Source organism: Rhizobium sp. BG4, assembly GCF_016864575.1.
In the GTDB taxonomy this organism is placed as follows: domain Bacteria; phylum Pseudomonadota; class Alphaproteobacteria; order Rhizobiales; family Rhizobiaceae; genus Rhizobium.
In genome coordinates this window covers 297,966-322,464 of record NZ_CP044125.1, presented here as the reverse complement: position 1 = coordinate 322,464, position 24,499 = coordinate 297,966, and the positions used below count along the sequence as shown (strand labels likewise).

Sequence of the window (24,499 nt, the reverse complement as noted above, 5' to 3'; positions counted from 1 at the left end):
CCTCCTCAGTCCAGCGAATGTACCTTCGTTCCACCCACGTAAGTCGCGACCGCCCGGCCCGAGAAACGGGCGTCCTCGAAAGGCGTGTTCTTCGAGCGCGACAGAAGCATGTCCTTGGCGACAAGCCAAGGCTCTTCGAGATCGATGAGCGCAATGTCGGCCTTGGCGCCGGGCTTCAGCGTTCCGGCATCGAGGCCGAAGATCTGTGCCGGGCGGGTCGACATCGCATCGATCAGCCGCATCAGGCTGACCTGGCCGCTGTGATGCAGCCGAAGGGCCGCCGCTAGCAGGGTCTCGAGGCCAACGGCGCCATCAGCCGCTTCGCCGAAGGGCAGGCGCTTGGTGTCGACGTCCTGCGGATCATGCGAGGAAACGATGATGTCGATCTCGCCCTTGGCCAGCGCCTCGACCATCGCCACGCGATCGTCTTCGGTGCGCAGCGGCGGGTAGAGCTTGAAGAAGGTGCGGTACTCGCCGATGTCGTTTTCGTTGAGCGCCAGATTGTTGATCGAGATGCCGCAGGTGACCTTGGCGCCGCGGCTCTTGGCAAGCTTGATCGCATCGACCGATTCCGGCACCGAGATCATTGCCGCGTGATAGTTGCCGCGCGTCAGCTGCGCGACGCGCAGATCGCGTTCGAGCGGTATCAGCTCGGCTTCCTTCGGAATGCCGCCGAGACCGAGCCAGCTTGCAAACAGCCCTTCGTTCATGACGCCGGTAGCGCCGAGATATTTGTCGCGGGTCTCGCAGGAAATGACGGCGCCGAATTCGCGCGCATAGGTCATCACCCGGCGCAGCACCTGCGTGTCATGGATGCTTGAACGACCATCGGTAAAGGCAACCGCGCCGGCTTCCATCAGCAGGCCGATCTCGGTCATTTCCTCGCCGGCCAGATGCTTGGTGATCGCCGCTGCCGGATAGACATTGACGAGCGCCTTGTCCTTGGCGGTCTTCTTGACGAATTCGACGAGCGCGATGTCGTCGATCACAGGATCGGTATCCGGCATCATGATGATCGAGGTGACACCGCCCGCTGCCGCAGCACGGCTGGCCGATGCGATGGTCTCGCGGTGCTCGGCACCGGGCTCGCCGATATGCACGCGGGCGTCGACGAGGCCGGGGACCGCGACGAGGCCGTTGCAATCGCGCACTTCGGCGCCATCGGGCACGCCCTGGTTCTGCGCATCCTTGCCCGATGCGACGATCACGCCATCCTTGACGATGATGGTGCCGGTTTCATCGAGATTGCGTGAGGGGTCGATGATGCGGACGTTCTTGAGGACGAGGTTGCTCATGCGCCCACTCCTTCAGTGCGAGGTCCCTGGTTCTGGGAAACAAGCAGCGTCTCCATCACCGCCATGCGCACCGCAACACCCATCTCGACCTGCTCGGCGATCACGCTCTGCGGGCCATCGGCCACTTCGGATGCGATTTCGACACCGCGGTTCATCGGACCCGGATGCATGACCAGCGCATCTTCCTTCGCCGCCTTCAGCGTTTCGGCATCGAGGCCGTAGAAGTGGTAATATTCACGCACCGACGGCACGAAGGCGCCGGACATGCGCTCGCGCTGCAGGCGCAGCATCATCACGACATCGGCGTCCTTCAGGCCTTCCTTCATCGAATGGAAGACTTCGACGCCCATGTCTGCGATCCCGGCCGGCAACAGCGTCGCCGGAGCGACGACGCGGACCCGGGCGCCCATGGCGTTCAAAAGCAGGATGTTGGAACGTGCGACGCGCGAATGCAGCACGTCGCCGCAGATCGCCACGATGATGCGCGAGAGCTTGCCCTTGGCGCGGCGGATCGTCAGCGCATCGAGCAGTGCCTGCGTCGGATGTTCATGCTGTCCGTCGCCGGCATTGACGACCGAGCAGGAGACCTTTTGTGCGAGGAGGGCGGCCGCACCGGCGCTCGAATGGCGGATGACCAGCACATCGGGGCGCATCGCGTTCAGCGTCATCGCCGTATCGATCAGCGTTTCGCCCTTCTTGACCGACGAGTTGCCGACCGACATGTTCATGACGTCGGCGCCGAGCCGCTTTCCGGCGAGTTCGAAGGATGCCTGCGTTCGCGTCGAAGCTTCGAAGAAGAGGTTGATCTGTGTCAGCCCTCTCAGCGTCGACGTCTTCTTTTCTCTCTGACGGCTGATCTTGACGGCCTCGTCGGCCTTGTCGAGGAGATAGGTAATATCCTGCTCGGTGAGACCCTTGATGCCGATGAGGTGGCGGTGGGGAAAAAAGACCATGGACCTGCCTCTTGCTATACCGGTGGGGTCTATAATGAGTGCTGCCCGCCGCCGCAAGCTTGCGCTGTGGGCAAAGGCTTATGTCCCCATGCAATTTTGCCGTAAATCCGCTAGAGCTGAGGTTGAAATCGTCAAGTTCCGGTTTCCCTTTGTCTGGCTCATGCAATAGAAGCGACTCATGACTCCCGCTGAAGAAAAACTCGCCGAGCTGAACCAGCCAAGCCTCTGGTCAGGTATCAATGCCTACCGCTCCGATCCGCTGATCGTCGACCTGACGGCAGGGCTGCCGCGCGGCACGCGTGAAGACCTGGAAAACATGGGCCGCTACGTCACCTCTCCGGAGGCGCAGGAGCTGGCGCGCATGGCAAACCAGGGCACGCCGCAGCTGCGCACCCATGGCCCGCGCGGCGAGCGTCTGGATGTCGTCGAGTTCCATCCGGCCTGGCACGCGCTGATGCGCCGTTCGATGTCCGTCGGTCTGCATTCCTCCGTCTGGGATCCGCAGGCCGATGCCGATGCCAAGGACCAGTCGCACAAGATCCGCGCCGCCCGTTTTTACCTGACGGCGCAGCTCGAATCCGGCCATCTCTGCCCGCTGACGATGACGAGCGCCTCTGTTGCTGCTCTCTCGGCGTCGCCCGCCGTCCAGAAGGACTGGGCGCCGAAGATCCTGTCGCGTAAATACGATTCGTCGAACAAGCCGGCCATGCAAAAGACTGCCGTGACGATCGGCATGGGCATGACCGAAAAGCAGGGCGGCACGGACGTCCGCTCCAGCAAGAGCTCGGCCGAAAAGGTCAGCGAAGGCATCTACCGTCTCTCGGGCCACAAGTGGTTCATGTCGGCGCCGATGAGCGACGCCTTCATCATGCTGGCGCAGACCAAGGAGGGCATGGGCTGCTTCCTCGTTCCGCGCCTGCTCGAAGACGGCTCCGCCAACGGCCTGCAGTTCCAGCGCCTGAAGGACAAGATCGGCAACCGCTCGAATGCTTCCTCGGAAGTCGAGTTCAACGACACGTTCGGCTTTCTGCTCGGCGGTCCCGATGCCGGTATCCGCACCATCCTCGACATGGTGACACTGACGCGGCTTGATTGCGCGCTGGCCTCGTCGGGCATCATGCGCGCGTCGCTCGCCGAAGCCGTTCATCACACCCGCGGCCGCAGCGTCTTCGGCAAGATGCTCGTCCACCAGCCGATCATGACCCGCGTTCTCGCCGACATGGCGCTCGACGTGGCGGCGGCGACGGCGCTCTCCTTCCGTCTTGCCGATGCCTTCGACAAGGCGCGCAACAATGCGGAGGAAGCGGCCTACGCCCGCGTCATGACGCCGGTTGCCAAATACTGGTGCTGCAAGATCGCCCCCGCGCTCATCTATGAAGCGATGGAATGCATCGGCGGCAGCGGCTACATCGAGGAACGCCCGATCGCCCGTCATTACAGAGAGGCCCCGGTCAACGCGATCTGGGAAGGCTCCGGTAATGTGATGGCGCTCGATCTGCTGCGGGTGCTCTCGCGCGGCAAGGATCTGTTCGAGACGGTTTTCGCCGGTCTCGCCCGCGATCTCGGTCCAGCCGGCAAGAAGACCATCGACGTGCTGCGCGCTGCCATGGCGCTTTGCGAGCGCGACGAGGGCGCTGCCCGCCTGTTGATCGAACAGCTGGCGCTCGCTGCCGGTGCCGCCGAGCTCTACCGTCTCGGTGCCGGACGCATCGCCGATGCCTTTATCGAAACCCGTCTCGCCGGCGGCTGGCGCGCCACCTACGGCATGCTGGATGCCCGTTTCGATGCGAGCTACATCGTCGATCTCCTCTACCCGCCGGCCAGCTGACGCATGAGCGAAATCCGCAAGGCCCGTCTTGGCGATCTCGACCAGATCTACGCCATCTCTTTGCTAACAGGCGATGCCGGCAAGGATGCTACCCGTCTTTACAAAGACGGCCAGCTGATAGGCCACATCTACTCGGCGCCCTACATCGTGCTGAGCCCCGACACCTCATTCGTCGTCGAGGACGAAGAGGGCGTCGCCGGCTATATCGTCGGCCCCCATGATACGGCGGCTTTCGAAGCGAGACTCGAGCGTGAATGGTGGCCGGCCCTGCGCGCCCGCTATGAGGAGCCGCAAGGCGATCCCGCGGGCTGGAATGCCGACGAACGCCGCATCCACACGATCCATCATCCCGAAGCCGCTTTCGCACCGAGGGTGGCGGCCTTTCCCGCCCATATCCACATGAACCTGCTGCCGCGCCTGCAGGGGCGGGGGCTCGGCACTAGGCTTCTCGATCTCTGGATATCGACGGCGCGCGAGGCCGGGGTGAAGGGCGTCTATCTCGGCGCCAATGCCGAGAATGTCAGCGGCCAGCGCTTCTGGGCCTCCCGCGGCTTCGAGCGTCTGGCGCCGCCGCTGGTGGCATCGGCAGACCGCTCCGTCTGGTTCGGCCAGTATCTCTAGGTGTCTCCGCGAGGAGACATCTGTGGAGCGCGCCGTCTATCCACAAGCTTTCAAGGGCTTGAACGTTGCCGGGCCGAAACCCCGTTGTTACTCACCTTGTAGTGACACGAACGGAATCGGCCTCGATATGCTGAACGACACCATGGTTTTGGCGCCTGTCGCCCCCGGCGAGCCGGAAAAGCGCATCCGCGACCGCAGCGCCACCGAGAAGGCGATCCTGAACGCCGCCAAGGCGCTGCTCGCCGAGGAAGGCTTCCAGAATTTCGGCATCAACGCGGTGGCCCGCCGCGCCGGTTGCGACAAGCAGCTGATCTACCGCTATTACGGGGGTCTCAACGGTCTGGTCGAGGCGATCGGCGCCGATCTCGGCACCTGGGTCAAGGACCGTATCCCGGAAGATACCGGCGGCATGTTCCTGCTGACCTATGGCGACCTGATGGAGCGGCTGTCGCTGCTCTTCCTCGAGGCGCTGCGCGACGATCCGCTGATGCGCCGCATCGTTGCCTGGGAAGTCTCGGAAAATACCGAGCAGGTGAGGCGGCTCTCGGAAGCAAGATCCAAGGCGCTGTCGGTATGGCTTGACCGTATGCGCGGCTCGCTGACGCCCCCGAAGGGCGTCGATACCGCTGCCGTCAATGCGATTCTCTTCGCCGCCATCCAGCATCTGGTGCTCTCGGCCGCTGCCGGCGGCCAATGCGCCGGGCTGCCGCTGAAGAATGCCAAGGACTGGGAAAAGGCGGCACTCGCCGTCAAGCGCATCGTTCGCGGCGTCTACGGCTGATCGTCCGTCCGGTCATCCACAGGCGTCCGCCCGGCCGTTAACCTTAACAAATGGTTTACGTTGCGCCATCGGCGTTAAGGCGACAGGGTACCGGCAGTTAAATTCTTAGCTGTCAGGACCCATGATGGGAACCAGAGCCGCCAAAGCTGCGTTGCTTGTCGCCGCGATGATGTTTTTCGCGGTGCTCGCCCTCGATATCACCGTCCCGGCGGTCGTCCTGAGCGTCATGGCATTGTCGACCTGGGTTGTCGGTCTCGAAAGTCCGGCAGCCTGGCGTTATAGAAACACCTGGCGTCACCGAGGGGAGGCCGCATGAAGTGGTTCCTGATCTTCTGGTTGGGTCCGATCGTTTTCCTGAGCGGCTGGTACTGGCTTTCCTACTACGACATCAATTTCGGCATCTTCATGCTGAGCCGGCAGGTTCACGACCTGACATTTGAGGTCTATGGCAAGATCCTCGGCGTTCCGCCGGAAACCATTCCGCCGCTCGTCGCCCGTGCCATCGCCGTCGATAGCCTCGTCGTCATCGCCATCATCGCCTTCCGCCGCCGCAAGAAGATCGCGGCCTGGTGGGCGGCGCGTCAGTCGTCGAAATCGGCTGATCTCGAAAGCGCCGACAGCCTGTCCAGAGCGCCCTGAAGAATGAAGCTTGCCGCAGCGGAATCGATCCGCTCAGCCCGCTTGGCGCGCGACACATCCATCTCAAGCAAGGCCCGTTCGGCCGCCACCGTCGAAAGCCGCTCGTCCAATAGACGAAGGGCAGGGCGGTCTTCTGCTCCATGTTGCGCACGAAGGCGCGCGTCGCCTGAACGCGGGGACCGGCAGAGCCGTCCATATTCATCGGCAGTCCGATCACGAAACCCGCGACCTTTTCCTTCTCCGCGAAAGCCAGCAGCGCCTCGGCGTCCAGCGTGAACTTTTCGCGCTTCAGAACCGGCCGGGGTGTGGCGAAGCGGCGGCCGAGATCGGACATCGCAAGGCCGATCGTCTTGGTGCCGAGATCGAGGCCCGCGATCGCCTGTCCGGGCCGCAGGGCGGCAGCCATCTCCTCGATCGTCATCACTGTCATCGGCGTTTCATCCCGTCAAAACAAATTGAAGCCTGCGGCGCTTTTCTTTGCGGCCATATCGGCTATGTCCATAACAAGCGAAATCCGCTTTTGCATCTGATAATAAGGGACCCATTTCATGAAGATCACCTGGCTCGGTCATTCCGCCTTCCGCATCGAAACCGGCAAGGCAACTATCCTCCTTGACCCCTTCCTGACCTATAACTCTTCCTTCGAGGGACAGGACATCAAGGATGTATCGGCGGGCGTCACCCATATTCTCCTCACCCACGGCCATGGCGACCATGTCGGCGACACCATTGCACTTGCCAAGGAAACCGGCGCCACCGTCCTCGCTAATGCCGATCTCGGCTCCTGGCTTGCCGCCAAGGGCGTCTCGAAGATCGAAATGGGCAATACCGGCGGCACGATTTCGCTCGGCAGCTTCTCGGCGACCTTCACCAATGCGCTGCATTCCTCCGCACAGGTCACCGAAGACGGCATCGCCCATGCACTCGGCAATGCCAACGGCCTGATGCTGCATTTCGACGACGAAGCCTCGATCCTCGCCATGGGCGACACCGACATCTTCTCCGACATGGCGCTGATCAACGAGCTGCACCAGCCCGATATCGGCCTCGTGCCGATCGGCGACCGATTCACCATGGGCGGTGCTGTGGCGGCTCTCGCCTGCCAGCGCTACTTCAACTTCAAGACCGCGATCCCCTGCCATTACGGCACCTTCCCGATCATCGACCAGACCGCCGACAAGTTCGTCTCCGGCATGGAAGGTTCGAAGACCGAAGTGAAGGCAATCAAGCCGGGCGAAACGCTGTGGCTTTGACACTTGCTGGTTGATGAATTTATCTGCCCTATGGACAACGTGGGGCAGATAAATTGGACGACAGAGATAAGCATTCGCTGCATTCGACTTTGCGCGAGAATATTATCGAGCATCTTTTCGTCGGCGCAGTACTCCAACGCCTTTGGCAACGGGATGTGGTCGATGCGGAAATACTGAAAAGCGAATTCGACGCTGGTGGCTATGATCTAGTTCTGACCTGTAAAAACGTTACCCGGCATATACAGCTGAAAGTTAGTCGCGTAGGCGGCAAACGCTCCGATGTTAACGTGAGCATGCGATTGGCCGACAAGCCTTCTGGATGCGTGATCTGGATCACGGTTGATGATGAGTTGGACTTCAGAGAATTCCGGTTGTTCGCAGGAGCACCGGGCAGCAGTCTCCCCGATATTTCTCAGATGAAGGTCGTCAAACATACCAAAGGCGACGCCCAAGGTAAGAAGAATGACCGATTGGGTCACCGCTTGGTGTCGAAGAAGCACTTCCAGAGTACGGATGATCTAGGACACCTGCTGACGCTCCTTCTGGGTAGCGAGATTTGGCCTTAGCCCGTTGCACAAGGCGGACATGGCCTTTATAGCGAGTGGGAAATTTCCCTTTCGGAGTATGCCATGTCCGTCGATCTTGCCACCGTTAAGCGCGTTGCGCGCCTTGCCCGTATAGCCGTCTCCGAAGACGAGGCAAATCGCATGGTGGGCGAGCTCAATGGCATTCTCGGCTTCGTCGAACAGCTCTCCGAAGTGAATGTCGAAGGCGTCGAGGCGATGACCTCCGTTACGCCGATGGCGATGAAGAAGCGGACCGACCAGGTGACCGACGGCAACAAGGCCGACGACGTCGTCGCCAACGCCCCCGTCACCGACCACAATTTCTTCCTGGTGCCGAAAGTCGTCGAATAAGCGCTGCCGCTTTTTCCGACACCCGTTACCAACAGAGATATCCGAGTAGAGACCATGAGCGAACTCACCAGCCTGACCATTGCCGAAGCCCGCGAGAAGCTGCGCGCCAGAGAGATCACCGCGACCGAACTCACCGAAGCCTATATCTCGGCGATCGACGCGGCCAATGGCCAGCTGAACGCCTATATCAAGACCACCCCCGATCTCGCCCGCGTCATGGCGAAGAAGTCGGATGAGCGTATCGCTGCCGGCAAGGCTGGTGATCTCGAAGGTATTCCGCTCGGCATCAAGGATCTGTTCGCCACCGTCGGCGTCCACACCCAGGCCTGCAGCCACATTCTCGACGGCTTCGAGCCGCGCTACGAATCGACCGTCACCCAGAACCTCTGGGACGATGGCGCCGTCATGCTCGGCAAGCTGAACATGGACGAATTCGCCATGGGCTCGTCGAACGAGACCTCGCACTACGGCGCGGTCATCAACCCCTGGCGCGCCTCCGGCTCCAACCAGCAGCTCGTTCCGGGCGGTTCGTCTGGCGGTTCGGCCGCTGCCGTTGCGGCCCATCTCTGCGCCGGCGCTACCGCGACCGATACCGGCGGTTCGATCCGCCAGCCCGCAGCCTTCACCGGCACCGTCGGCATCAAGCCGACCTATGGCCGCTGCTCGCGCTGGGGCACCGTCGCCTTCGCATCCTCGCTCGACCAGGCGGGCCCGATCGCCCGCGACGTGCGCGATGCCGCAATCCTCCTGAAGTCGATGGCATCAGTCGATGCCAAGGACACGACTTCGGTCGATCTGCCGGTTCCGGATTATGAAGCCGCACTCGGCAAATCGCTGAAGGGCATGAAGATCGGTATCCCGAACGAATACCGCGTCGATGGCATGCCGGAGGAGATCGAAACTCTCTGGCAGCAGGGTATCGCCTGGCTGAAGGATGCTGGCGCCGAGATCGTCAACATCTCGCTGCCGCACACGAAATACGCCCTTCCGGCCTATTACATCGTGGCTCCCGCCGAAGCGTCCTCGAACCTTGCCCGTTACGACGGCGTTCGCTACGGCCTGCGCGTGGATGGCAAGGACATTGCCGACATGTACGAGAAGACCCGCGCCGCGGGCTTCGGCAAGGAAGTCAAGCGCCGCATCATGATCGGCACCTACGTTCTTTCGGCCGGTTACTACGACGCTTACTACATCAAGGCCCAGAAGGTCCGTACGCTGATCAAGCGCGACTTCGAAATCGCTTTCGATGCCGGTGTCGACGCCATCCTGACGCCCGCCACCCCGTCCTCGGCCTTCGGCGTCGCCGACGAAAATCTGGCTGCCGATCCTGTTGCCATGTACCTGAACGACATCTTCACGGTGACTGTCAACATGGCAGGTCTCCCGGGCATCGCCGTTCCCGCCGGTCTCGACCACAAGGGCCTGCCCCTCGGTCTCCAGCTGATCGGCAAGCCCTTCGACGAGGAAACCCTCTTCAAGACCGCGCATGTCATCGAACAGGCTGCCGGCAAGTTCTCGCCTGCCAAGTGGTGGTAAGCGGACTGACAATTCGGAAAATGACCGTCGCCGACCACATCGTGGTCGGCGAAGTCAATTCTACTGCCGGAGTGTCGAGGGAGAGGTGGAGTTTTCCGATGCCGGCGCGAGCCTCGGAATAGACCTTGAAAAGGTGAACCTCGAAATGCATCTGGGGTAGGCAACGCTGGGAGGTGGCCATGTCCAAAACTGATCTCGAAAATCTGATAGCGTCCCTCGACCGCCTCGCGGCCGCCGGTTTCGTCATGGGCGCGGAGTGGACCGCGGTTCACGATATCTGCCAGGCGCACGAAGGGCAGCGTCCCTTCGACTGGGGCCACGCCCTTTGCCACCGCATCGAAGGCGACGACTGGAATGCGGACTATTGGTACCGCCGCGCTGGACGATCCCGCGGGACTGGGACGCTTGCTGAGGAGTGGGCTGCGATGAAGGCTGAGCTATCCAGCCGCGCATGACTTCAATCCTGCTGCGGCGGATAAAGCTTGCGTTGGTGGACGATGGTCAGGATATCGAGATCGACGGCGGAGATGATGCGATAGACGATCGTATAGGGCAGTCCGGAAATCGCGAATTCTCGCGTGCCGTTGATGCTGCCCTCCCGGCCGAGCAGAGGGAAATTCTCGAATATCTCGATGACTTGCCGGATGCGCGAGAGAATCCTATCGGCGGCACTCGGGTCGAATTCCCTGATATAGCTATGAATTTCGCTGAGGTCGGCGGTGGCCTGTGGCGTGAAACTAACGTTCAAACCCGAAACGTTCCCAGACCTTTTTTGCCGGGACCATTGAGGAGCGATCATCCGCCTGCTTCAGTGCGGCTCGGATCTTCTTTTCCTTCCATGCATCATAGCCCGCGTCGGCAGCCGCAGTGGGCTGCACTTCGGTCAGGTCTTCGACAGGGATGGTGTCTCGCAGATCGCTCATAACACTAAGATAGCGCGAAGAAGGTTTTGCGCCAACCCTGTCGATTTAGAGGTGGGCCAGCTCATCAGCGAGCTGACCCACAATCGTCACCTGTTATCCTGCTCCGCCCGCACCAGCACCAAACCCCGCTCGGTGATCCGGTAGGGCTTGCCGCCCTGTGAGCGGATCGCCCGTTTCTGCTTCAGCTTGCGGAAGGTCAGGATGTCGAGGCCGGAGAAGACCCAGCCTTCTCTCGTGAAGAGTTGCAGCTTCTCGATTACGCGGTTTTCGCCGCGGGTGAGTTCGATCCTGCCGCCCTGGGCGAGCAGGTGCAGGATGCGCTGTTCGGCGCGTGAAATGTCCATTGTCGTGTTGATCCGGTCGTAGCGCTCGAAAGCGCATAAAAAACGATCCGTCGTTCAAGGCGAACGGCGGGGCTTCGTTTTTTTCTGGCCCATGCGCGCAAAGAGATTTGCGGGCAGGGCCCTTAGCGGGTCTCAGACGAATTCAACATAAGGTTTGCCTAACCCACGCACAGGTTGCCGTCAAGCGCGCCGGATTCGCCACGGGCCTGCAAAAACGGTGCGCAAGCCGCGCAAACCGATGGAAAAGCTGGCGATTCGGTGTTCTACTTTGATCATTGAACGGGGGTTCCATGATCCACATTCGCAATGCCCGCGAGGGCGAGGCGGACCTTTTGAGTGAGATCGGCCTCAGAGCCTGGCAAAAGGCGATGGCGGCCATGGGCGAGACGGACGCGCTGCTCGATGCCGCGCGCAGTGCCTTTTCGAACTTCACCCATAACAGCTGGCTGACGATCACCGTTGCCGAGCTCAACGGTCAGATCGTCGGCTGGGCCGCGCGGGAAAAATTCGACGAGACGATCTCGGATTTCTGGATCGACCCTTCCTTCACCCGTCAGGGCGTCGGTGCCGCGCTGCTTTCGCAGATCGAGACGGATATCGCCGATCAGGGCTTTTCCAGCGCCGGCATGCAGACGCATTCGGGAAACAACGAGGCGATCAATTTCTTCCAGAAGCATGGCTATGCCATCCACTGGTTATCGATCGTCTATAATCCGAAGCTCGACCGCGACGTGCCATCCGTCGGCCTGACCAAGCCGCTGGAAAGCGCCGGCGACGGCACCTATGGGCCGGATTTCTAGACGAGCCCCAATCGGCGTGCGGTGAAAAACGCAACAGCTCCGCCAATCAGCACGATATGAAGTGCGGCGATTCCCATGAGAAGCGTGCGGAACGGCTCCTTCTGCGTCTTGTGACGCAGCAGACGCTGTGCGGTGATGGCGCCCGGGCTGCCGGCGAACAATGCCAGCATCAGCAAGGTCCGCTCGCTGACGCGCCGATGTCCCAGCCGCGCGGCGCGCTTGTCGATGAAATAGGTTGCGAAGACGAAGAGATTGTAGCCGAGAAGCAGGGCGGCGAGTTGAAGCAGATGAGAGGCGATCATGGATCAATGCTAGCGCGCCGCTGTTAACAGCCCGAAAACGGGAGCCGATAGCTCAAGCGCGCCGAAAGCCTTGCACCCGCAAGCCATTTCCTTTACCTCACCAGATGAAAAGAACAGCCTTCCAAAGAGCATCAAATGACCCTTGTCGACGTTCGCACGCCTGATCCGAAACGCTTCATTCCCGGCGCCACTGGCGATTGGGAAGTCATCATCGGCATGGAAGTCCATGCGCAGGTGCTGTCGAATTCGAAGCTGTTCTCCGGCGCTTCGACCGAATTCGGCAAGCCGCAGAATTCCAACGTCTCGCTCGTCGATGCGGCCATGCCCGGCATGCTGCCCGTCATCAACGAGGAATGCGTCAAGCAGGCGGTGCGCACCGGTCTCGGCCTGAAAGCGCAGATCAACAAGCGCTCGCTGTTCGACCGCAAGAACTATTTCTATCCCGACCTGCCGCAGGGCTATCAGATCTCGCAGTTCAAGGATCCGATCGTCGGCGAGGGCCAGATCGTCATCTCTCTCGGTCCTGATCGCCAGGGCCAGTTCGAGGATATCGAGATCGGCATCGAACGCCTGCATCTGGAACAGGACGCCGGCAAGTCACTGCACGACCAGCATGCGACCATGTCCTATGTCGACCTGAACCGGTCGGGCGTCGCCCTGATGGAAATCGTCTCCAAGCCCGACATGCGCTCGTCCGATGAGGCCAAGGCCTATATGACGAAGCTGCGCTCGATCGTCCGCTACCTCGGCACCTGCGACGGCAACATGGACGAGGGGTCGATGCGCGCCGACGTCAACGTCTCCGTGCGCCGCCCGGGCGAAGGTTTCGGCACGCGCTGCGAAATCAAGAACGTCAACTCGATCCGCTTTATCGGCCAGGCGATCGAATACGAAGCACGCCGCCAGATCGGCATTCTCGAAGACGGCGGCAGCATCGATCAGGAAACCCGCCTCTTCGACCCGAACAAGGGCGAGACGCGCTCCATGCGCTCCAAGGAAGATGCGCATGACTATCGCTACTTCCCCGATCCGGACCTGCTGCCGCTCGAATTCGACGACGCCTTCATCAAGGCGCTCGAGGCCGATCTGCCGGAGCTGCCTGATGACAAGAAGGAGCGCTTCGTGCGCGAACTCGGCCTGTCGATCTATGACGCCTCGGTTCTGGTTTCGGAAAAGGCGATTGCCGATTATTTCGAAGCCGTTGCCGCTGGCCGCGATGGCAAGATGGCTGCCAACTGGGTCATCAACGACCTGCTCGGCGCCTTGAACAAACTCGGCAAAGACATTGAATCGACTCCGGTTTCCCCGGCCCAGCTCGGCGGCATCATCGACCTGATCAAGGCCGAGACCATCTCCGGCAAGATCGCCAAGGACCTCTTCGAGATCATTCTCAACGAAGGCGGCGACCCGGCCGAGATCGTCGAAAGCCGCGGCATGAAGCAGGTGACCGACACCGGCGCCATTGAAAAGGCTGTCGACGAGATCATCGCCGCCAACCCGGATCAGGTCGCCAAGGTTCTGGCAAAGCCGACACTGGCCGGCTGGTTCGTCGGTCAGGTCATGAAGGCAACCGGCGGCAAGGCCAATCCGCAGGCCGTCCAGGCGCTGGTCAAGGCCAAGCTCGGCATCGTCGAGGAATAACCTCGGCAGGCGGCAGCACCGCGCTGCCGCCGCGCCACAGGAAAGCGACAATGGTCTATTTCGTCCGCACCGCCGGTGAGCGTGATCTGGAGAAGGTTCGCACTCTCCTGGTCGAGAGCTTTCACGCCGCCTACGATCGCTTTTATGGCGAGCCGAAGGTCAACGAACTCATCGCCCATCTGTTTTCTCCGGCAGCCCTGAAAGAGCGGCTGGCGAAGAAGAACGCCGAATTCGTCGTTGCCGATAGCGGCAAGGATATCGGCGGCGTCGGCTATGCCGTGATGTCCACGGACATGGCGAAGACCGCAGTGCTGCATCTTCTCTATGTTCGTCCGGCGCTGCAGCGTCAGGGCATCGGCCGCGACATGTTCGCCGAGCTCGAAACCTGCTTCCCCGACGCCGAGATCATGCGCCTCGAGGTGGAGCCGAAGAACGCCGAAGCGATCAGCTTCTACACCAGGCTCGGCTTCGCCGAAGTCGGCCGCAACGAGAATGTCGGTCCCGGCCAGTCGGGCATCGCCACGCTCGTGCTCGAAAAACACCTCCCCACCCACTGAGAGCCTCATGACCGGCAAGCTCATCATTCGTGAAGCCCGGGAATCCGACCTTGCCGCCTTGATCGCGCTGTTTGCCGCCGACGATATCGGCGGCCACGGCGATACGACAGACGCGGCTGCCTTTCCTGACTATTTGCAGGCCTTCTCCGCGATTGCCGCGTCATCGGATCAGACGCTCTATGTTGCCGAACTGTCCGGCGAAGTTGCCGGCACGTTTCAGACCTCGATAGCGACGACGCTGACCGGCCGCGGCGCCTCCTTCATGATCATCGAAGCGGTGCAGACGCGCGATGATTTGCGCGGGCAGGGCATCGGCAGGCAAATGATCGAGTTCTGCATCGCAGAGGCAAAAAGCCGCGGTTTCTCCCGCGTTCAGCTGATCTCCAATGGCAAGCGCAAGGATGCACACCGCTTCTACGAGCGCCTGGGCTTTGAGCCGTCGCATCTCGGCTTCAAGATGGCCCTGAAATGAGCCTGTGCCGATCTGGAATCACTGGACAATCAGGTCTTCCGGCGGCATAAGCGAGTGAACGAATTCCAGTCCCGCTTGACCTCCCTCAAGCACAAGGAACAGACATGAAGAACTTCCTGCTGCACATTTTCACCTGGTGGAACCACTACACGCTGGGAACACTGTTTGCGCTTCGCGGCTTCAAGCGTGTTGGCGAAGATGAGCTCGGCAATGTCTATTACGAAGGCGGCCTGTCTTCCTACGGCCTGCCGAAGCGTTGGGTGATCTACAGCGGCTATGCCGAAGCCTCCGCCATTCCTCCGGGCTGGCACGGCTGGATGCATCACCGCACCGATACCCCGCCGTCCAAGGAAAACTACGCGGCCAAGGAATGGGAAAAGGCGCACCGCGCCAACCCGACCGGTTCGCCGCAGGCTTACCGTCCGCCGGGTTCGCTGGCCGCAACGGGCGAGCGTCCGCGCGTTACCGGCGACTACGACGCCTGGACGCCGGGCAACTGAGTTTCTCGACCGCGAAGCGGGCCATCCGGCCCCGCTTTTGGCCACAATTGACCTTTACCCGCAGGTTGGCCGCAGAAGCTGCGGCCATTATCTTGAGATGCGGTGGAGACGGGTAGATATGCAGCTTTTCACGCGGAACCATGTCCTGCGTGCCGCCGGGATCGCCCTGGCGCTTGGCTCCTCTTTCCTGCCGCAGGCGGCCTCCGCCGCGCGCATCGAAAACCCTGTCGCCGTCTTCTCCGGCCTTGACAAGATCACCGGCCGCATCACCACTTTCGACGTCTATGTCAACGAGACCGTCCAGTTCGGCGCCCTGCAGGTGACGCCGAAGGCCTGCTATTCGCGCGACCAGTCGGAAGCGCAGAAGATCGACGGTTTCGTCGAAGTCGACGAGATCACCCTCGACCGCAAGATCCGCCGCATCTTCACAGGCTGGATGTTCGCCGACAGCCCGGGTCTGAATGCCGTCGAGCATCCGATCTATGACGTCTGGCTGAAGGACTGCAAGGCGCAGTCCGACGTGCCGGCGCCGGATGGCGCTGCAAAGGCCAAGTGAATTTCTGATTGGTTTGGCTCTTGTGGCCGACCCTCGTCCTTCGAGGCCCTTCGGGCACCTCAGGATGAGGGCGGAGCATATGCCGTCGTGTGGGAAGCTGCATTCAAGATAGAGAAGCCCTCACCCTGAGGTGGGAGCAAGGCGACCCTCGAAGGGCGAGGGCGGGCGCACCAACCGCAACCCCACGATAAGCGCAACGACCCAAGAGAGCCCTCATCCTGAGGTGCCCAAAGGGCCTCGAAGGAGGAGGGCGGGCGCTCTGCCCCTAAAACTGCAGATGAGGCGAATCCATCGCCGCATCAAGCATCACGGCATACTCTTCCTTCGGAACATCAATCGCGCCGAACGTCTTCAGGTGCTCGGTGGTAAACTGCGTATCGAGCAGCTTGAATTCCTTCTCCCGCAGCCGCTCGACCAGATGCACGAGGCAGATCTTCGAGGCATCGGTGCGTCGCGAGAACATGCTCTCGCCGAAGAAGGCCGCTCCCAGCGAAACGCCATAGAGGCCGCCGACCAGTTCATCGCCGTCCCAGGCCTCGACCGAATGCGCATGACCGATGCGATGGAGCGTCGAATAGAGTTGCCGGATGGTGCCGTTGATCCAGGTGCTCGGCCGCCCGGACGTTTCCTCGGCGCAGGCCGAGATCACCGCGTCGAAATCCGAGTTGAAGCGGATGTCGAACGGCTTTCGGCGAATGGTCTTCGCCAGGCTTTTCGAAATGTGGAAGTCGTCCAGCGGGATCACCCCGCGAAGCTCCGGCTCGACCCAGAAGATTTCCGGGTCGTCAGCCGATTCGGCCATCGGGAAGAGGCCGATGGAGTAGGCGCGCAGGAGGATCTCCGGGGTAATACCTGGGGACTTCCTGCGCGACCCTGCCATTCCGGATCAGGCCGGTTTGGTGCTGGCCAGATATTGCTCCAGCCAGTGAATGTCGTAGTCGCCATTCGCGATGTCCTGGTTGGAAACCAGGTCCTGGAACAGCGGCAGCGTGGTCTTGATGCCATCGACGACGAATTCGTCCAGCGCGCGGCGTAGGCGCATCATGCATTCGACGCGGGTGCGGCCGTGCACGATGAGCTTGCCGATGAGGCTGTCGTAATAGGGCGGGATCTTGTAGCCCTGATACGCGCCGCTATCGATGCGCACGCCGAGACCGCCGGGCGCATGGAAATGCGTGATCGTGCCGGGCGAGGGCACGAAGGTGCGCGCGTCCTCGGCATTGATGCGGCATTCGATGGCATGGCCTTCGAAGGTGATCTGGTCCTGCGTCACCGAGAGACCGCCGCCGGAGGCAACGCGGATCTGCTCATGCACGAGGTCGATACCGGTGATCGCTTCGGTGACCGGATGCTCGACCTGAAGACGGGTGTTCATTTCGATGAAATAGAACTCGCCGTTCTCGTAGAGGAACTCGATCGTGCCGGCGCCGCGGTACTTCAGCTTCTTCATGGCGTCGGCGCAGACCTGGCCGATCTTCATGCGCTGCTCGACGTTGAGGGCGGGAGAATTGGCTTCTTCCCAGACCTTCTGGTGGCGGCGCTGCAGCGAGCAGTCGCGTTCGCCGAGATGGATCGCATTGCCTTCGCCGTCACCGAATACCTGAACTTCGATATGGCGCGGCTTGCCGAGATACTTTTCCATGTAGACGGCTTCGTTGCCGAAAGCGGCAGCCGCTTCGGTACGGGCCGTCGACCATGCCTCGATCAGGTCGGCTTCGGACTTGGCAACCTTCATGCCGCGTCCACCGCCGCCGGCGGTTGCCTTGATCAGAACCGGATAGCCGATTTCGGCCGCCGTCTTCAGCGCATCTTCTTCGGTCTTCACTTCGCCGTCGGAGCCGGGAACGACGGGGATGCCGAGTTCCTGCGCCGTCGTCTTGGCGGTGATCTTGTCGCCCATGATGCGGATATGCTCCGCCGTCGGGCCGATGAAGGTGATGCCGTGGGCTTCGAGGATTTCCGCGAACTTGGCGTTCTCGGAGAGGAAGCCGTAGCCCGGGTGAACCGCGTCGGCGCCGGTGATTTCGCAGGCGGCAACGATCTGATGAATGTTCAGATAGCTGTCACGCGAAGGCGGCGGGCCGATGCAGACGCTCTCGTCGGCGAGGCGCACATGCATGGCGTCGGCATCTGCCGTGGAGTGAACCACGACGCAGGGAATGCCGAGCTCTTTGCAGGCGCGCAAGACGCGCAGCGCAATTTCACCGCGGTTTGCAATGAGGATTTTGGAGACCATGACGCCCGCCTTATTCGATGACGACCAGGGCCTGGCCGTATTCGACGGGGCTTCCGTCCTCGACGAGGATTTCCGTGACCTTGCCCGACTTCGGAGACGGGATCTGGTTCATGGTCTTCATCGCTTCGATGATGAGCAGCGTCTGGCCTTCCTTGACGGTCGAGCCGACTTCGATGAAAGCGCGCGCGCCCGGAGCCGGTGCCATATAGGCAGTGCCGACCATCGGAGCGCTGACGGTGTTGGCCGGGTTGCGCGCCGGAGCGGCCGCTGCGGCCGGTGCCGCGGCAGCGGCGGGTGCTGCAGCTGCCGGAGCAGCAGCGTAAGCCGGAGCCGCCATCGGCGCCTGGACGTACTGCATGTTGCCGCCGCGCGAAACGCGGATGCGCAGATCGTCCTGCTCGACTTCGATTTCCGTCAGGTCCGTGTCGTTGAGGATGTTCGCGAGGTCACGGATCAGTGCCTGGTCGATACCGGATTTCTTTTCAGCCATGAGTGTTTGCCCTGTCTTCTTCTTATGCCGTGAGGTTCTTCAGCGCCTGGAGCGCCAGAATGTAGCTGTGGGGGCCGAAGCCGGCGATTACACCCTTGCAGGCAGGGGCAATCATCGACTTGTGCCTGAATTCTTCGCGTGCATGCACGTTCGAGATATGGAGCTCGATCACCGGAATGGAAATAGCCTTGATCGCATCATGCAGTGCAATGGATGTATGCGTGTAGGCGCCGGCATTGATGGCAACGCCTGCCGCCTTGTCGTTGGCTTCATGGAACCAGTCGATCAGCGTGCCTTCGTGGTTGCTCTGGCGGAAGTCGATCTCGAAACCGAGTTCCTTGCCCGCAGCCCGGCAATCCGCCTCGATGTCCTGAAGCGTCTTGCCACCGTAGATGCCGGGTTCTCTTTTGCCCAGCATGTTCAGGTTTGGCCCGTTCAGGACGAAAATCGTTTGCGTCATCGAGTGTTCCATTGAATGCACGAGGGCAACCTATAGACTCCCCATGGCCTTAATGAAAGCCCTTGGGGTAGGCATCCCGAATCGTGCCATATTTGTCCACATGGCTGAAACGCTTGGATTTTGGCGATTTGATGGGCGAGAGCCTCAGCAGCTCGTCTTGCCGCAGGTCCGCATGTTCTTGACCTTGGCTTCCAGGTCGTCGAAGCCGACCGCGCCCTGCACCAGCTCGTTGCCGATCACATAGGACGGCGTGCCTGAAATGCCGAGCTTCTGCGCCAGGTCATAGGCGTTCTGCACCGAGCCGGTATCCGGGCTCTTCGCCATCTCGTCGCGGATCTGCTTTTCGTTGACGCCGAGCGAGGAGGCGACTTCCATGGCGCTGTCTTCATCCGCACGGCCTTCGCCGCCGAGCAGCGCCAGGTGGAACTGCTTGTATTTCTCCGGCGCCAGCTTGCGGAAAGCGTCCGAAACCTTGTGGGCGGCAACCGATTCCGGTCCGAGGATCGGGAATTCCTTCAGCACGAAGCGGACATTCTTGTCCTTCTTCAGCATCGTCTGCATGTCGGAGAGCGCGTGGCGGCAATAGCCGCAATTATAGTCGAAGAACTCGACGATGGTGACGTCGCCCTTCGGATTGCCGATCGAGATATCGTCCTTGGCGTCGAAGATGCTCTTGCTGTTCTCGCTGATCACCTGATTGGCTTTGACGAGACGGGCTTCTTCCTGCTTCTTCTGCAGGGCGTCCTGAACGTCGAGCATGATCTCGGGGTTCTGGATCAGGTATTCCTTGATGAACTCGCCGAATTCTTTCTTCTGCGCATCGTCGAGTGCAAGCGCTGGAAGCGGCATGGCAAAGCTGGCAGCGAGCGCAAGGGCGGTGAAGGTTTTCGGAAAGAGAGCCATTGTGTCCTCGTCGGCTGATCGAATGCGATGCCGCTTCATAACATCGCCCGGTTAATGGGCTTGAATGCGAAGCATCAAATTACGGTGTGCGGCCCGGCCATCAAACAGGATTTTTCTGGATCGCCGCGCAATCGCGGGATTGTGATGAACCTGATAATGCGGCAATTGTCTGGCCGCAATTGAATATCCGGAGTTATCAGACCTTGTTTTCCGTATCGAAGCGCAGCGAAGTCGAGCCATTCCACGCCATGGATGTCCTGGCCGAGGCGACCAAACGGCGCGCCGCCGGCCACCCGGTCATCTCCATGGCGGTCGGCCAGCCCTCGCATCCGGCCCCGCAGGCAGCGCTCGAGGCAGCCCGCGCGGCACTTGCGGAAGGCAAGATCGGCTATACCGATGCGCTGGGGACAGCGCGGCTGAAACATGCTCTCGCCTGGCACTACCGCGATCGTCACGGTCTGGAGATCGATCCGGCGCGGATCGCCATCACCACAGGCTCGTCTGCCGGTTTCAATCTCGCTTTCCTGTCGCTCTTCGATGCCGGTGACGCCGTGGCGATCGCTCGGCCCGGCTATCCGGCCTATCGCAACATCCTCGGCGCCCTCGGACTGAAGGTGATCGAAGTCGCCGTGACGGCCGAGACGCATTTCACGCTGACGCCGGAAAGCCTGGAAGCCGCACAGCGCGAGAATGGCGTGAAGCTGAAGGGCATCCTGCTCGCTAGCCCGGCAAACCCGACCGGAACGGTGACGGGCAGAGCGGCGCTGAAGGCGCTTGCGGACTATTGCGCCGCCAATTCGATCGCCTTCATCTCCGACGAAATCTATCACGGCCTGACATTTGCCGGTGAGGAGACCAGCGCGCTGGAGCTGACGGACGAGGCGATCGTCATCAACTCCTTCTCGAAATACTATTGCATGACGGGCTGGAGGATCGGCTGGATGGTGCTTCCCGAGCGCCTGGTGCGCCCGATCGAGCGCGTCGCCCAGAGCCTCTATATCTCGCCGCCGGAACTCTCGCAGATCGCCGCGACGGCAGCGCTCGGCGCTGCGGCCGAGCTCGACGTCTACAAGGCGAGCTATGCCGCAAACCGCGACTTCCTGCTCCGCCGCCTGCCGGAGATCGGCCTGCCGGTAGCCTCGCCGATGGATGGCGCCTTCTACGCCTATGTCGACGTCACACGCTTCAGCAATGACAGCATGGCCTTTGCCAAGCGCATGCTGGCTGAGATCAATGTCGCGGCAACGCCGGGTCTCGACTTCGATCCGCTGGAGGGCAACAGGACGATGCGCATGTCCTACGCGGGATCCGAATCGGAGATCGCTGAGGCCGTCGAGCGCATGGCCGGCTGGCTGAAATAGAGTCTGTTTTCCTGCGCTTGCGCCTGTTTCCTGAATCAATTCCGCAGGCGCTTGAATCAGTTTGTGAGCGGGCGAAGCGACAGGCGCCCGCGCTCCGCCAGCTCATCGGCCCGCTCATTGCCGCCGATGCCGGCATGGCCCTTGCACCAGGCGATCGTCAAGGCGGCGTTGCGCGATAGCGCGCCGTCGATCGCCTGCCAGATGTCCTTGTTGGCGATCGCCCGATTCCTCAGATTGGCGTTGGCGCCGATCTTCTTCCAGCCGTTGTTCCGCCAGATCGGCCTCCAGAGCGTGCAGCCCTTTATGGCATAGGCCGAGTCTGTCCAGATGACTGCGGTCTCGCCAGATGCGTTTGCATCGACCCACCGCGCCGCTTCCAGGATTGCCCGCAGTTCCATCCCGTTATTCTCGGCCTTAACGACGCCACCGGATGCCGATGCGATTTCGGCGCCGTCGCGATACGCAGCGAATGCCCAGCCGCCGTGGCCGGACTTCGGATCGAAGGAGCCATCGGTGAACAGGTGGAGGCCGCGGCGCATATCCGGCGCGTCTAAGATCTCGGTCATGCCAGTGGAGGGGCCTTGTGCTGGAATCATTGCTTTTAGGGTAGCGGCAACGTGAAGGCCTGTCTGCGTTCGAGCGGAGCCCGTTCACAAGCCTCTTGACTAATCAATACCCATATGGCTATGAATAAACCCATAGCCAATGAGGTATGAATTGGAAACACAAAGCACCCAGGACCTGCTTTTCCGGTCGCTCGCCGATCCGACCCGCCGCGCGCTTTTCGAGCGCCTGTGTCTGGAGGGCGAGAAGACGGTCGGCGTGCTGACATCGGGAGCAGGGGTCTCGCAGCCCGTCGTCTCGAAGCATCTCGCCGTCCTCAAGCAGGCGGGCCTAGTGCGCGACCGGCATGAGGGACGCCAGACGCATTACAGCGCCCGCATCGAGGCTCTGGCCCCGCTGGCGGATTGGACGACGAAGATGGCCGGCTTCTGGGAGAGCCGGTTCGATGATCTCGAAGAGCTTTTGAAGAGGATGGACCAATGAGCGACGCAACCCACGAACGGCGCACCGTGATCGTCGAGCGGGAGATCGCCTTTCCGCCGGAAAAGATATGGCGCGCGCTGACGCAGCCGCATCTCTTGCAGGATTGGCTGATGCGGAACGATTTCAAGCCGGTGGTCGACCACCGCTTCAAGTTCAGCGGCGACTGGGGCTCGGTCGATTGCGCGGTCCGCGAAGTCGAACCGAACAGGACGCTCTCCTACAGCTGGGACGCCCATGGCCTCGAAAGCGTCGTGACGTGGACCCTGACGCCGACGGTGAAGGGCACTCATCTGCGCATGGAGCAATCCGGATTCCGCCCCGACCAGCAGCAGGCCTTCATGGGCGCACGCGCAGGCTGGCACAAGTTCTTCGAGAACCTCGAGCAGCTGCTGGCGCGCGCTTGAATCTCGGCCATATCTTCAGGGAGGAAACAGTGGCTTTCAGCAGATTTATCCGGCAGGCGCACCGCTGGATCTCGATCATCTTTACGGTGACCGTCGCCGCCAATTTCGCAACCATGGCCTTCGGCACGCCGCCGGCATGGGTCGTCTATTCACCGCTTCTGCCGCTGTTCCTGCTGCTTTTCAGCGGCCTCTATCTCTTCGCCCTGCCTTATCTGGCAGGACGGAATTGACGGCAAGCGGCCTCTTCAATCCGGTGCGTTTCGGCTAACGTCGAGGTGACAATGGATTCGGGAGGGTTCGTAGCGTGCGTCAGATTCCGGCAGCCAATTGGGCGGAGAGCTATCATTACAGCTTCAGGGAATGCCTCAGCCCCACCTCGGTGGATGAGCTTTGTGGCATCGTTGCGCGATCGGGATCGCTGAAGGCAGTCGGCTCCGGCCACTCCTTCAACGGTATCGCCGATGGCAGCACCGCGATCCGGCTGACGGATATGCCCGCCAATCCGGTGGTCGAGAGCAACGGCACGGAGGTCAGCGTCGGCGGTCACTGGACCTATGGCGATCTCGCCCAGTTTCTCCACGGTCAGCGGCTGGCAATCCACAATCTCGCCTCGCTGCCGCATATCTCGATTGCCGGCGCGATCGCCACGGCCACCCATGGATCGGGCGACGGCAACGGCAATCTGGCGACCGCGGTATCCGCTCTGGAATTCGTCGCCGCTGACGGCAGCCTCGTCAAGGTCAGGCGCGGTGAGCCCGGCTTTGACGGCATGGTCGTCCATCTCGGCGCGCTCGGCATCGTGACGCGGGTAAGCCTCGAGGTAAGACCGGAATTCGGAATCGCGCAAAGCGTCTATGAGGATCTCGCCTGGGATCAGCTGCTTGCCAATCTCGATCAGATCATGGCCGCCGGCTACAGCGTCAGCGTCTTCACGCAATGGGCGGAGAAGGCGGGGGCAATCTGGCTGAAGCGGACGGCTTCCGACGCTGACTGGCCGGCAGAGCTCCATGGCGCGGTGCGCGCCACGGTGAACCGTCACCCGATCATCGGGCTCGACGCCGGCAACTCGACGGAGCAGCTCGGCCGCTACGGACGCTGGTCCGACCGGCTGCCGCATTTCAAGATGGGCTTCACCCCGAGCAGCGGCGCGGAGATACAGTCGGAATTCCACGTGCCCCGGCAGCATGGCGCAGCCGCAATCGAGGCATTGCTGAAGATTCGCGAGCGTTTCGCGCCGCTTATCCAGGCCGGCGAGTTCCGTACCGTCGCAGCCGACACGCTCTGGCTCAGCCCTCAATATCAGCGCGATACGCTATCGATGCACTTCACCTGGCAGCGGGATCAGGATGCCGTCAACGAGGCGGTTCGTCATATCGAGGAGGCGCTCCAGGCTTTCGACGCGCTGCCGCATTGGGGCAAGGTCTTCAACGAGCGCGGCATCGGTGCGCGCTATGAGAAGTTTGGCGATTTCGTCAATCTTCGCAACAGGATGGACCCGGAACGCAAGTTCTCGAATCCCTGGCTGGACGCGGTCGTCTTCGGCGCCGGCGAGGCCTGAAAATCGGCATGGCGCTACATCCGTACTTCCGGCCTTACTCATGAAAATGTCTTTCCGGTAGCAGGAAAGCGGGCTCTTCCGATGCCTTTGATAACTGCCGGTGGTGTCACGCTCAGGTCACG

33 protein-coding genes and 1 pseudogene are annotated in these 24,499 nt (G+C 61.5%); 21 read left to right on the top strand and 13 right to left on the bottom strand.

The window, feature by feature from the left end; all coding sequences use genetic code 11:
* Positions 1 to 5: 5 nt before the first annotated feature.
* Both F2982_RS01800 and F2982_RS01795 read right to left on the bottom strand, forming a co-directional pair.
* Entirely contained in the window at positions 6 to 1,295 is a 1,290-nt protein-coding gene (locus tag F2982_RS01800) for a dihydroorotase (protein WP_130282565.1), read from the bottom strand.
* Entirely contained in the window at positions 1,292 to 2,248 is a 957-nt protein-coding gene (locus F2982_RS01795) for an aspartate carbamoyltransferase catalytic subunit (protein ID WP_199628724.1), read from the bottom strand. The genes F2982_RS01800 and F2982_RS01795 overlap by 4 nt, the downstream gene beginning before the upstream one ends.
* Before the next feature lie 178 nt (positions 2,249 to 2,426).
* Here F2982_RS01795 and F2982_RS01790 point away from each other — a divergent pair, with 178 nt between their 5' ends.
* From F2982_RS01790 to F2982_RS01770, 5 genes are all read left to right on the top strand, one after another.
* A complete protein-coding gene (locus F2982_RS01790; RefSeq protein WP_203429058.1) occupies positions 2,427 to 4,076 on the top strand; it encodes an acyl-CoA dehydrogenase family protein in 1,650 nt (549 codons plus the stop codon).
* A 3-nt stretch (positions 4,077 to 4,079) separates the two neighbouring features.
* Positions 4,080 to 4,697, top strand: coding sequence for a GNAT family N-acetyltransferase (locus F2982_RS01785; RefSeq protein ID WP_203429057.1), 618 nt, complete (start codon positions 4,080 to 4,082; stop codon positions 4,695 to 4,697).
* A 127-nt stretch (positions 4,698 to 4,824) separates the two neighbouring features.
* Positions 4,825 to 5,478, top strand: a complete 654-nt coding sequence (locus F2982_RS01780; RefSeq protein ID WP_199628721.1) for a TetR/AcrR family transcriptional regulator — start codon at positions 4,825 to 4,827, stop codon at positions 5,476 to 5,478.
* 124 nt (positions 5,479 to 5,602) lie between these two features.
* Positions 5,603 to 5,794 (top strand): hypothetical protein, encoded by a 192-nt coding sequence (locus F2982_RS01775; protein WP_199628874.1) that lies wholly within the window; start codon positions 5,603 to 5,605, stop codon positions 5,792 to 5,794.
* The gene (locus F2982_RS01770; protein ID WP_112720441.1) at positions 5,791 to 6,117 is read left to right on the top strand and encodes a DUF6105 family protein; all 327 of its coding nucleotides are present in this window, start codon (positions 5,791 to 5,793) and stop codon (positions 6,115 to 6,117) included. Before F2982_RS01775 ends, F2982_RS01770 begins: the two co-directional genes overlap by 4 nt.
* Here F2982_RS01770 and ruvX read toward each other — a convergent pair.
* Positions 6,060 to 6,547: pseudogene (gene ruvX, locus F2982_RS01765) on the bottom strand (Holliday junction resolvase RuvX). The gene F2982_RS01770 and the pseudogene ruvX overlap by 58 nt on opposite strands.
* 118 nt (positions 6,548 to 6,665) lie before the next feature.
* On the opposite strand from ruvX, the gene F2982_RS01760 reads away from it, so the two are divergent.
* The 5 genes from F2982_RS01760 to F2982_RS01740 all read left to right on the top strand — a co-directional run bounded on the left by F2982_RS01760 (position 6,666) and on the right by F2982_RS01740 (position 10,278).
* On the top strand, positions 6,666 to 7,370 hold the full coding sequence (locus F2982_RS01760; protein WP_203429056.1) for a metal-dependent hydrolase: 705 nt from the start codon (positions 6,666 to 6,668) through the stop codon (positions 7,368 to 7,370).
* 53 nt (positions 7,371 to 7,423) lie between these two features.
* Positions 7,424 to 7,936, top strand: a complete 513-nt coding sequence (locus F2982_RS01755) for a hypothetical protein (RefSeq protein WP_203429055.1) — start codon at positions 7,424 to 7,426, stop codon at positions 7,934 to 7,936.
* Positions 7,937 to 7,999: 63 nt separating this feature from the next.
* The gene (gene gatC, locus F2982_RS01750; RefSeq protein WP_112389713.1) at positions 8,000 to 8,287 is read left to right on the top strand and encodes an Asp-tRNA(Asn)/Glu-tRNA(Gln) amidotransferase subunit GatC; all 288 of its coding nucleotides are present in this window, start codon (positions 8,000 to 8,002) and stop codon (positions 8,285 to 8,287) included.
* Between the two features lie 54 nt (positions 8,288 to 8,341).
* Positions 8,342 to 9,823 (top strand): Asp-tRNA(Asn)/Glu-tRNA(Gln) amidotransferase subunit GatA, encoded by a 1,482-nt coding sequence (gene gatA / locus F2982_RS01745; RefSeq protein WP_130282551.1) that lies wholly within the window; start codon positions 8,342 to 8,344, stop codon positions 9,821 to 9,823.
* 179 nt (positions 9,824 to 10,002) lie between these two features.
* Entirely contained in the window at positions 10,003 to 10,278 is a 276-nt protein-coding gene (locus tag F2982_RS01740; protein ID WP_203429054.1) for a hypothetical protein, read from the top strand.
* Positions 10,279 to 10,280: 2 nt separating this feature from the next.
* On the opposite strand, the gene F2982_RS01735 is transcribed toward F2982_RS01740, so the two are convergent.
* From F2982_RS01735 to F2982_RS01725, 3 genes are all read right to left on the bottom strand, one after another.
* Entirely contained in the window at positions 10,281 to 10,571 is a 291-nt protein-coding gene (locus F2982_RS01735) for a type II toxin-antitoxin system RelE/ParE family toxin (protein WP_203429053.1), read from the bottom strand.
* The gene (locus F2982_RS01730; protein WP_130282545.1) at positions 10,561 to 10,746 is read right to left on the bottom strand and encodes a hypothetical protein; all 186 of its coding nucleotides are present in this window, start codon (positions 10,744 to 10,746) and stop codon (positions 10,561 to 10,563) included. Before F2982_RS01730 ends, F2982_RS01735 begins: the two co-directional genes overlap by 11 nt.
* 86 nt (positions 10,747 to 10,832) lie before the next feature.
* Positions 10,833 to 11,090 carry a YjhX family toxin gene (locus tag F2982_RS01725; protein ID WP_112720434.1) on the bottom strand — a complete coding sequence of 86 codons (258 nt, stop codon included), beginning with the start codon at positions 11,088 to 11,090 and terminating at the stop codon, positions 10,833 to 10,835.
* A gap of 290 nt (positions 11,091 to 11,380) precedes the next feature.
* Here F2982_RS01725 and F2982_RS01720 point away from each other — a divergent pair, with 290 nt between their 5' ends.
* On the top strand, positions 11,381 to 11,890 hold the full coding sequence (locus F2982_RS01720) for a GNAT family N-acetyltransferase (RefSeq protein WP_203429052.1): 510 nt from the start codon (positions 11,381 to 11,383) through the stop codon (positions 11,888 to 11,890).
* On the opposite strand, the gene F2982_RS01715 is transcribed toward F2982_RS01720, so the two are convergent.
* Entirely contained in the window at positions 11,887 to 12,192 is a 306-nt protein-coding gene (locus F2982_RS01715) for a DUF1294 domain-containing protein (protein WP_203429051.1), read from the bottom strand. The two genes, F2982_RS01720 and F2982_RS01715, sit on opposite strands and share 4 nt — an antisense overlap.
* A gap of 135 nt (positions 12,193 to 12,327) precedes the next feature.
* Here F2982_RS01715 and gatB point away from each other — a divergent pair, with 135 nt between their 5' ends.
* From gatB to F2982_RS01690, 5 genes are all read left to right on the top strand, one after another.
* On the top strand, positions 12,328 to 13,833 hold the full coding sequence (gatB, locus tag F2982_RS01710) for an Asp-tRNA(Asn)/Glu-tRNA(Gln) amidotransferase subunit GatB (RefSeq protein ID WP_203429050.1): 1,506 nt from the start codon (positions 12,328 to 12,330) through the stop codon (positions 13,831 to 13,833).
* Positions 13,834 to 13,883: 50 nt separating this feature from the next.
* Positions 13,884 to 14,390 (top strand): GNAT family N-acetyltransferase, encoded by a 507-nt coding sequence (locus tag F2982_RS01705; protein ID WP_199628713.1) that lies wholly within the window; start codon positions 13,884 to 13,886, stop codon positions 14,388 to 14,390.
* 7 nt (positions 14,391 to 14,397) lie between these two features.
* A complete protein-coding gene (locus tag F2982_RS01700; RefSeq protein ID WP_203429049.1) occupies positions 14,398 to 14,862 on the top strand; it encodes a GNAT family N-acetyltransferase in 465 nt (154 codons plus the stop codon).
* 104 nt (positions 14,863 to 14,966) lie between these two features.
* On the top strand, positions 14,967 to 15,362 hold the full coding sequence (locus F2982_RS01695) for an NADH:ubiquinone oxidoreductase subunit NDUFA12 (RefSeq protein WP_112720428.1): 396 nt from the start codon (positions 14,967 to 14,969) through the stop codon (positions 15,360 to 15,362).
* A 118-nt stretch (positions 15,363 to 15,480) separates the two neighbouring features.
* Positions 15,481 to 15,918, top strand: coding sequence for a DUF2155 domain-containing protein (locus F2982_RS01690; RefSeq protein WP_130282532.1), 438 nt, complete (start codon positions 15,481 to 15,483; stop codon positions 15,916 to 15,918).
* 265 nt (positions 15,919 to 16,183) lie between these two features.
* Here the strand turns inward: F2982_RS01690 and aat are convergent, their stop codons facing one another.
* From aat to F2982_RS01665, 5 genes are all read right to left on the bottom strand, one after another.
* Positions 16,184 to 16,798, bottom strand: coding sequence for a leucyl/phenylalanyl-tRNA--protein transferase (aat, locus tag F2982_RS01685; RefSeq protein WP_203429048.1), 615 nt, complete (start codon positions 16,796 to 16,798; stop codon positions 16,184 to 16,186).
* Between the two features lie 6 nt (positions 16,799 to 16,804).
* A complete protein-coding gene (gene accC / locus F2982_RS01680; protein WP_130282528.1) occupies positions 16,805 to 18,154 on the bottom strand; it encodes an acetyl-CoA carboxylase biotin carboxylase subunit in 1,350 nt (449 codons plus the stop codon).
* 10 nt (positions 18,155 to 18,164) lie between these two features.
* Positions 18,165 to 18,644 (bottom strand): acetyl-CoA carboxylase biotin carboxyl carrier protein, encoded by a 480-nt coding sequence (accB, locus tag F2982_RS01675; RefSeq protein WP_112720424.1) that lies wholly within the window; start codon positions 18,642 to 18,644, stop codon positions 18,165 to 18,167.
* 22 nt (positions 18,645 to 18,666) lie between these two features.
* Positions 18,667 to 19,104, bottom strand: a complete 438-nt coding sequence (gene aroQ / locus F2982_RS01670; RefSeq protein ID WP_112720423.1) for a type II 3-dehydroquinate dehydratase — start codon at positions 19,102 to 19,104, stop codon at positions 18,667 to 18,669.
* A 144-nt stretch (positions 19,105 to 19,248) separates the two neighbouring features.
* Positions 19,249 to 20,007, bottom strand: a complete 759-nt coding sequence (locus tag F2982_RS01665) for a DsbA family protein (protein WP_203429047.1) — start codon at positions 20,005 to 20,007, stop codon at positions 19,249 to 19,251.
* Positions 20,008 to 20,210: 203 nt separating this feature from the next.
* Here F2982_RS01665 and F2982_RS01660 point away from each other — a divergent pair, with 203 nt between their 5' ends.
* The gene (locus tag F2982_RS01660; protein WP_203429046.1) at positions 20,211 to 21,368 is read left to right on the top strand and encodes an aminotransferase class I/II-fold pyridoxal phosphate-dependent enzyme; all 1,158 of its coding nucleotides are present in this window, start codon (positions 20,211 to 20,213) and stop codon (positions 21,366 to 21,368) included.
* 56 nt (positions 21,369 to 21,424) lie between these two features.
* Here the strand turns inward: F2982_RS01660 and F2982_RS01655 are convergent, their stop codons facing one another.
* Positions 21,425 to 21,934: a ribonuclease H gene (locus F2982_RS01655; RefSeq protein WP_203429045.1), complete on the bottom strand. Its 510-nt coding sequence runs from the start codon at positions 21,932 to 21,934 to the stop codon at positions 21,425 to 21,427.
* Between the two features lie 151 nt (positions 21,935 to 22,085).
* On the opposite strand from F2982_RS01655, the gene F2982_RS01650 reads away from it, so the two are divergent.
* The 4 genes from F2982_RS01650 to F2982_RS01635 all read left to right on the top strand — a co-directional run bounded on the left by F2982_RS01650 (position 22,086) and on the right by F2982_RS01635 (position 24,377).
* Entirely contained in the window at positions 22,086 to 22,415 is a 330-nt protein-coding gene (locus F2982_RS01650; protein ID WP_112720420.1) for a metalloregulator ArsR/SmtB family transcription factor, read from the top strand.
* A complete protein-coding gene (locus F2982_RS01645) occupies positions 22,412 to 22,819 on the top strand; it encodes an SRPBCC domain-containing protein (protein WP_203429044.1) in 408 nt (135 codons plus the stop codon). Before F2982_RS01650 ends, F2982_RS01645 begins: the two co-directional genes overlap by 4 nt.
* 29 nt (positions 22,820 to 22,848) lie before the next feature.
* Entirely contained in the window at positions 22,849 to 23,049 is a 201-nt protein-coding gene (locus F2982_RS01640) for a hypothetical protein (RefSeq protein ID WP_112720418.1), read from the top strand.
* A gap of 74 nt (positions 23,050 to 23,123) precedes the next feature.
* Positions 23,124 to 24,377, top strand: coding sequence for a D-arabinono-1,4-lactone oxidase (locus F2982_RS01635; protein ID WP_203429043.1), 1,254 nt, complete (start codon positions 23,124 to 23,126; stop codon positions 24,375 to 24,377).
* Positions 24,378 to 24,499: the final 122 nt, after the last annotated feature.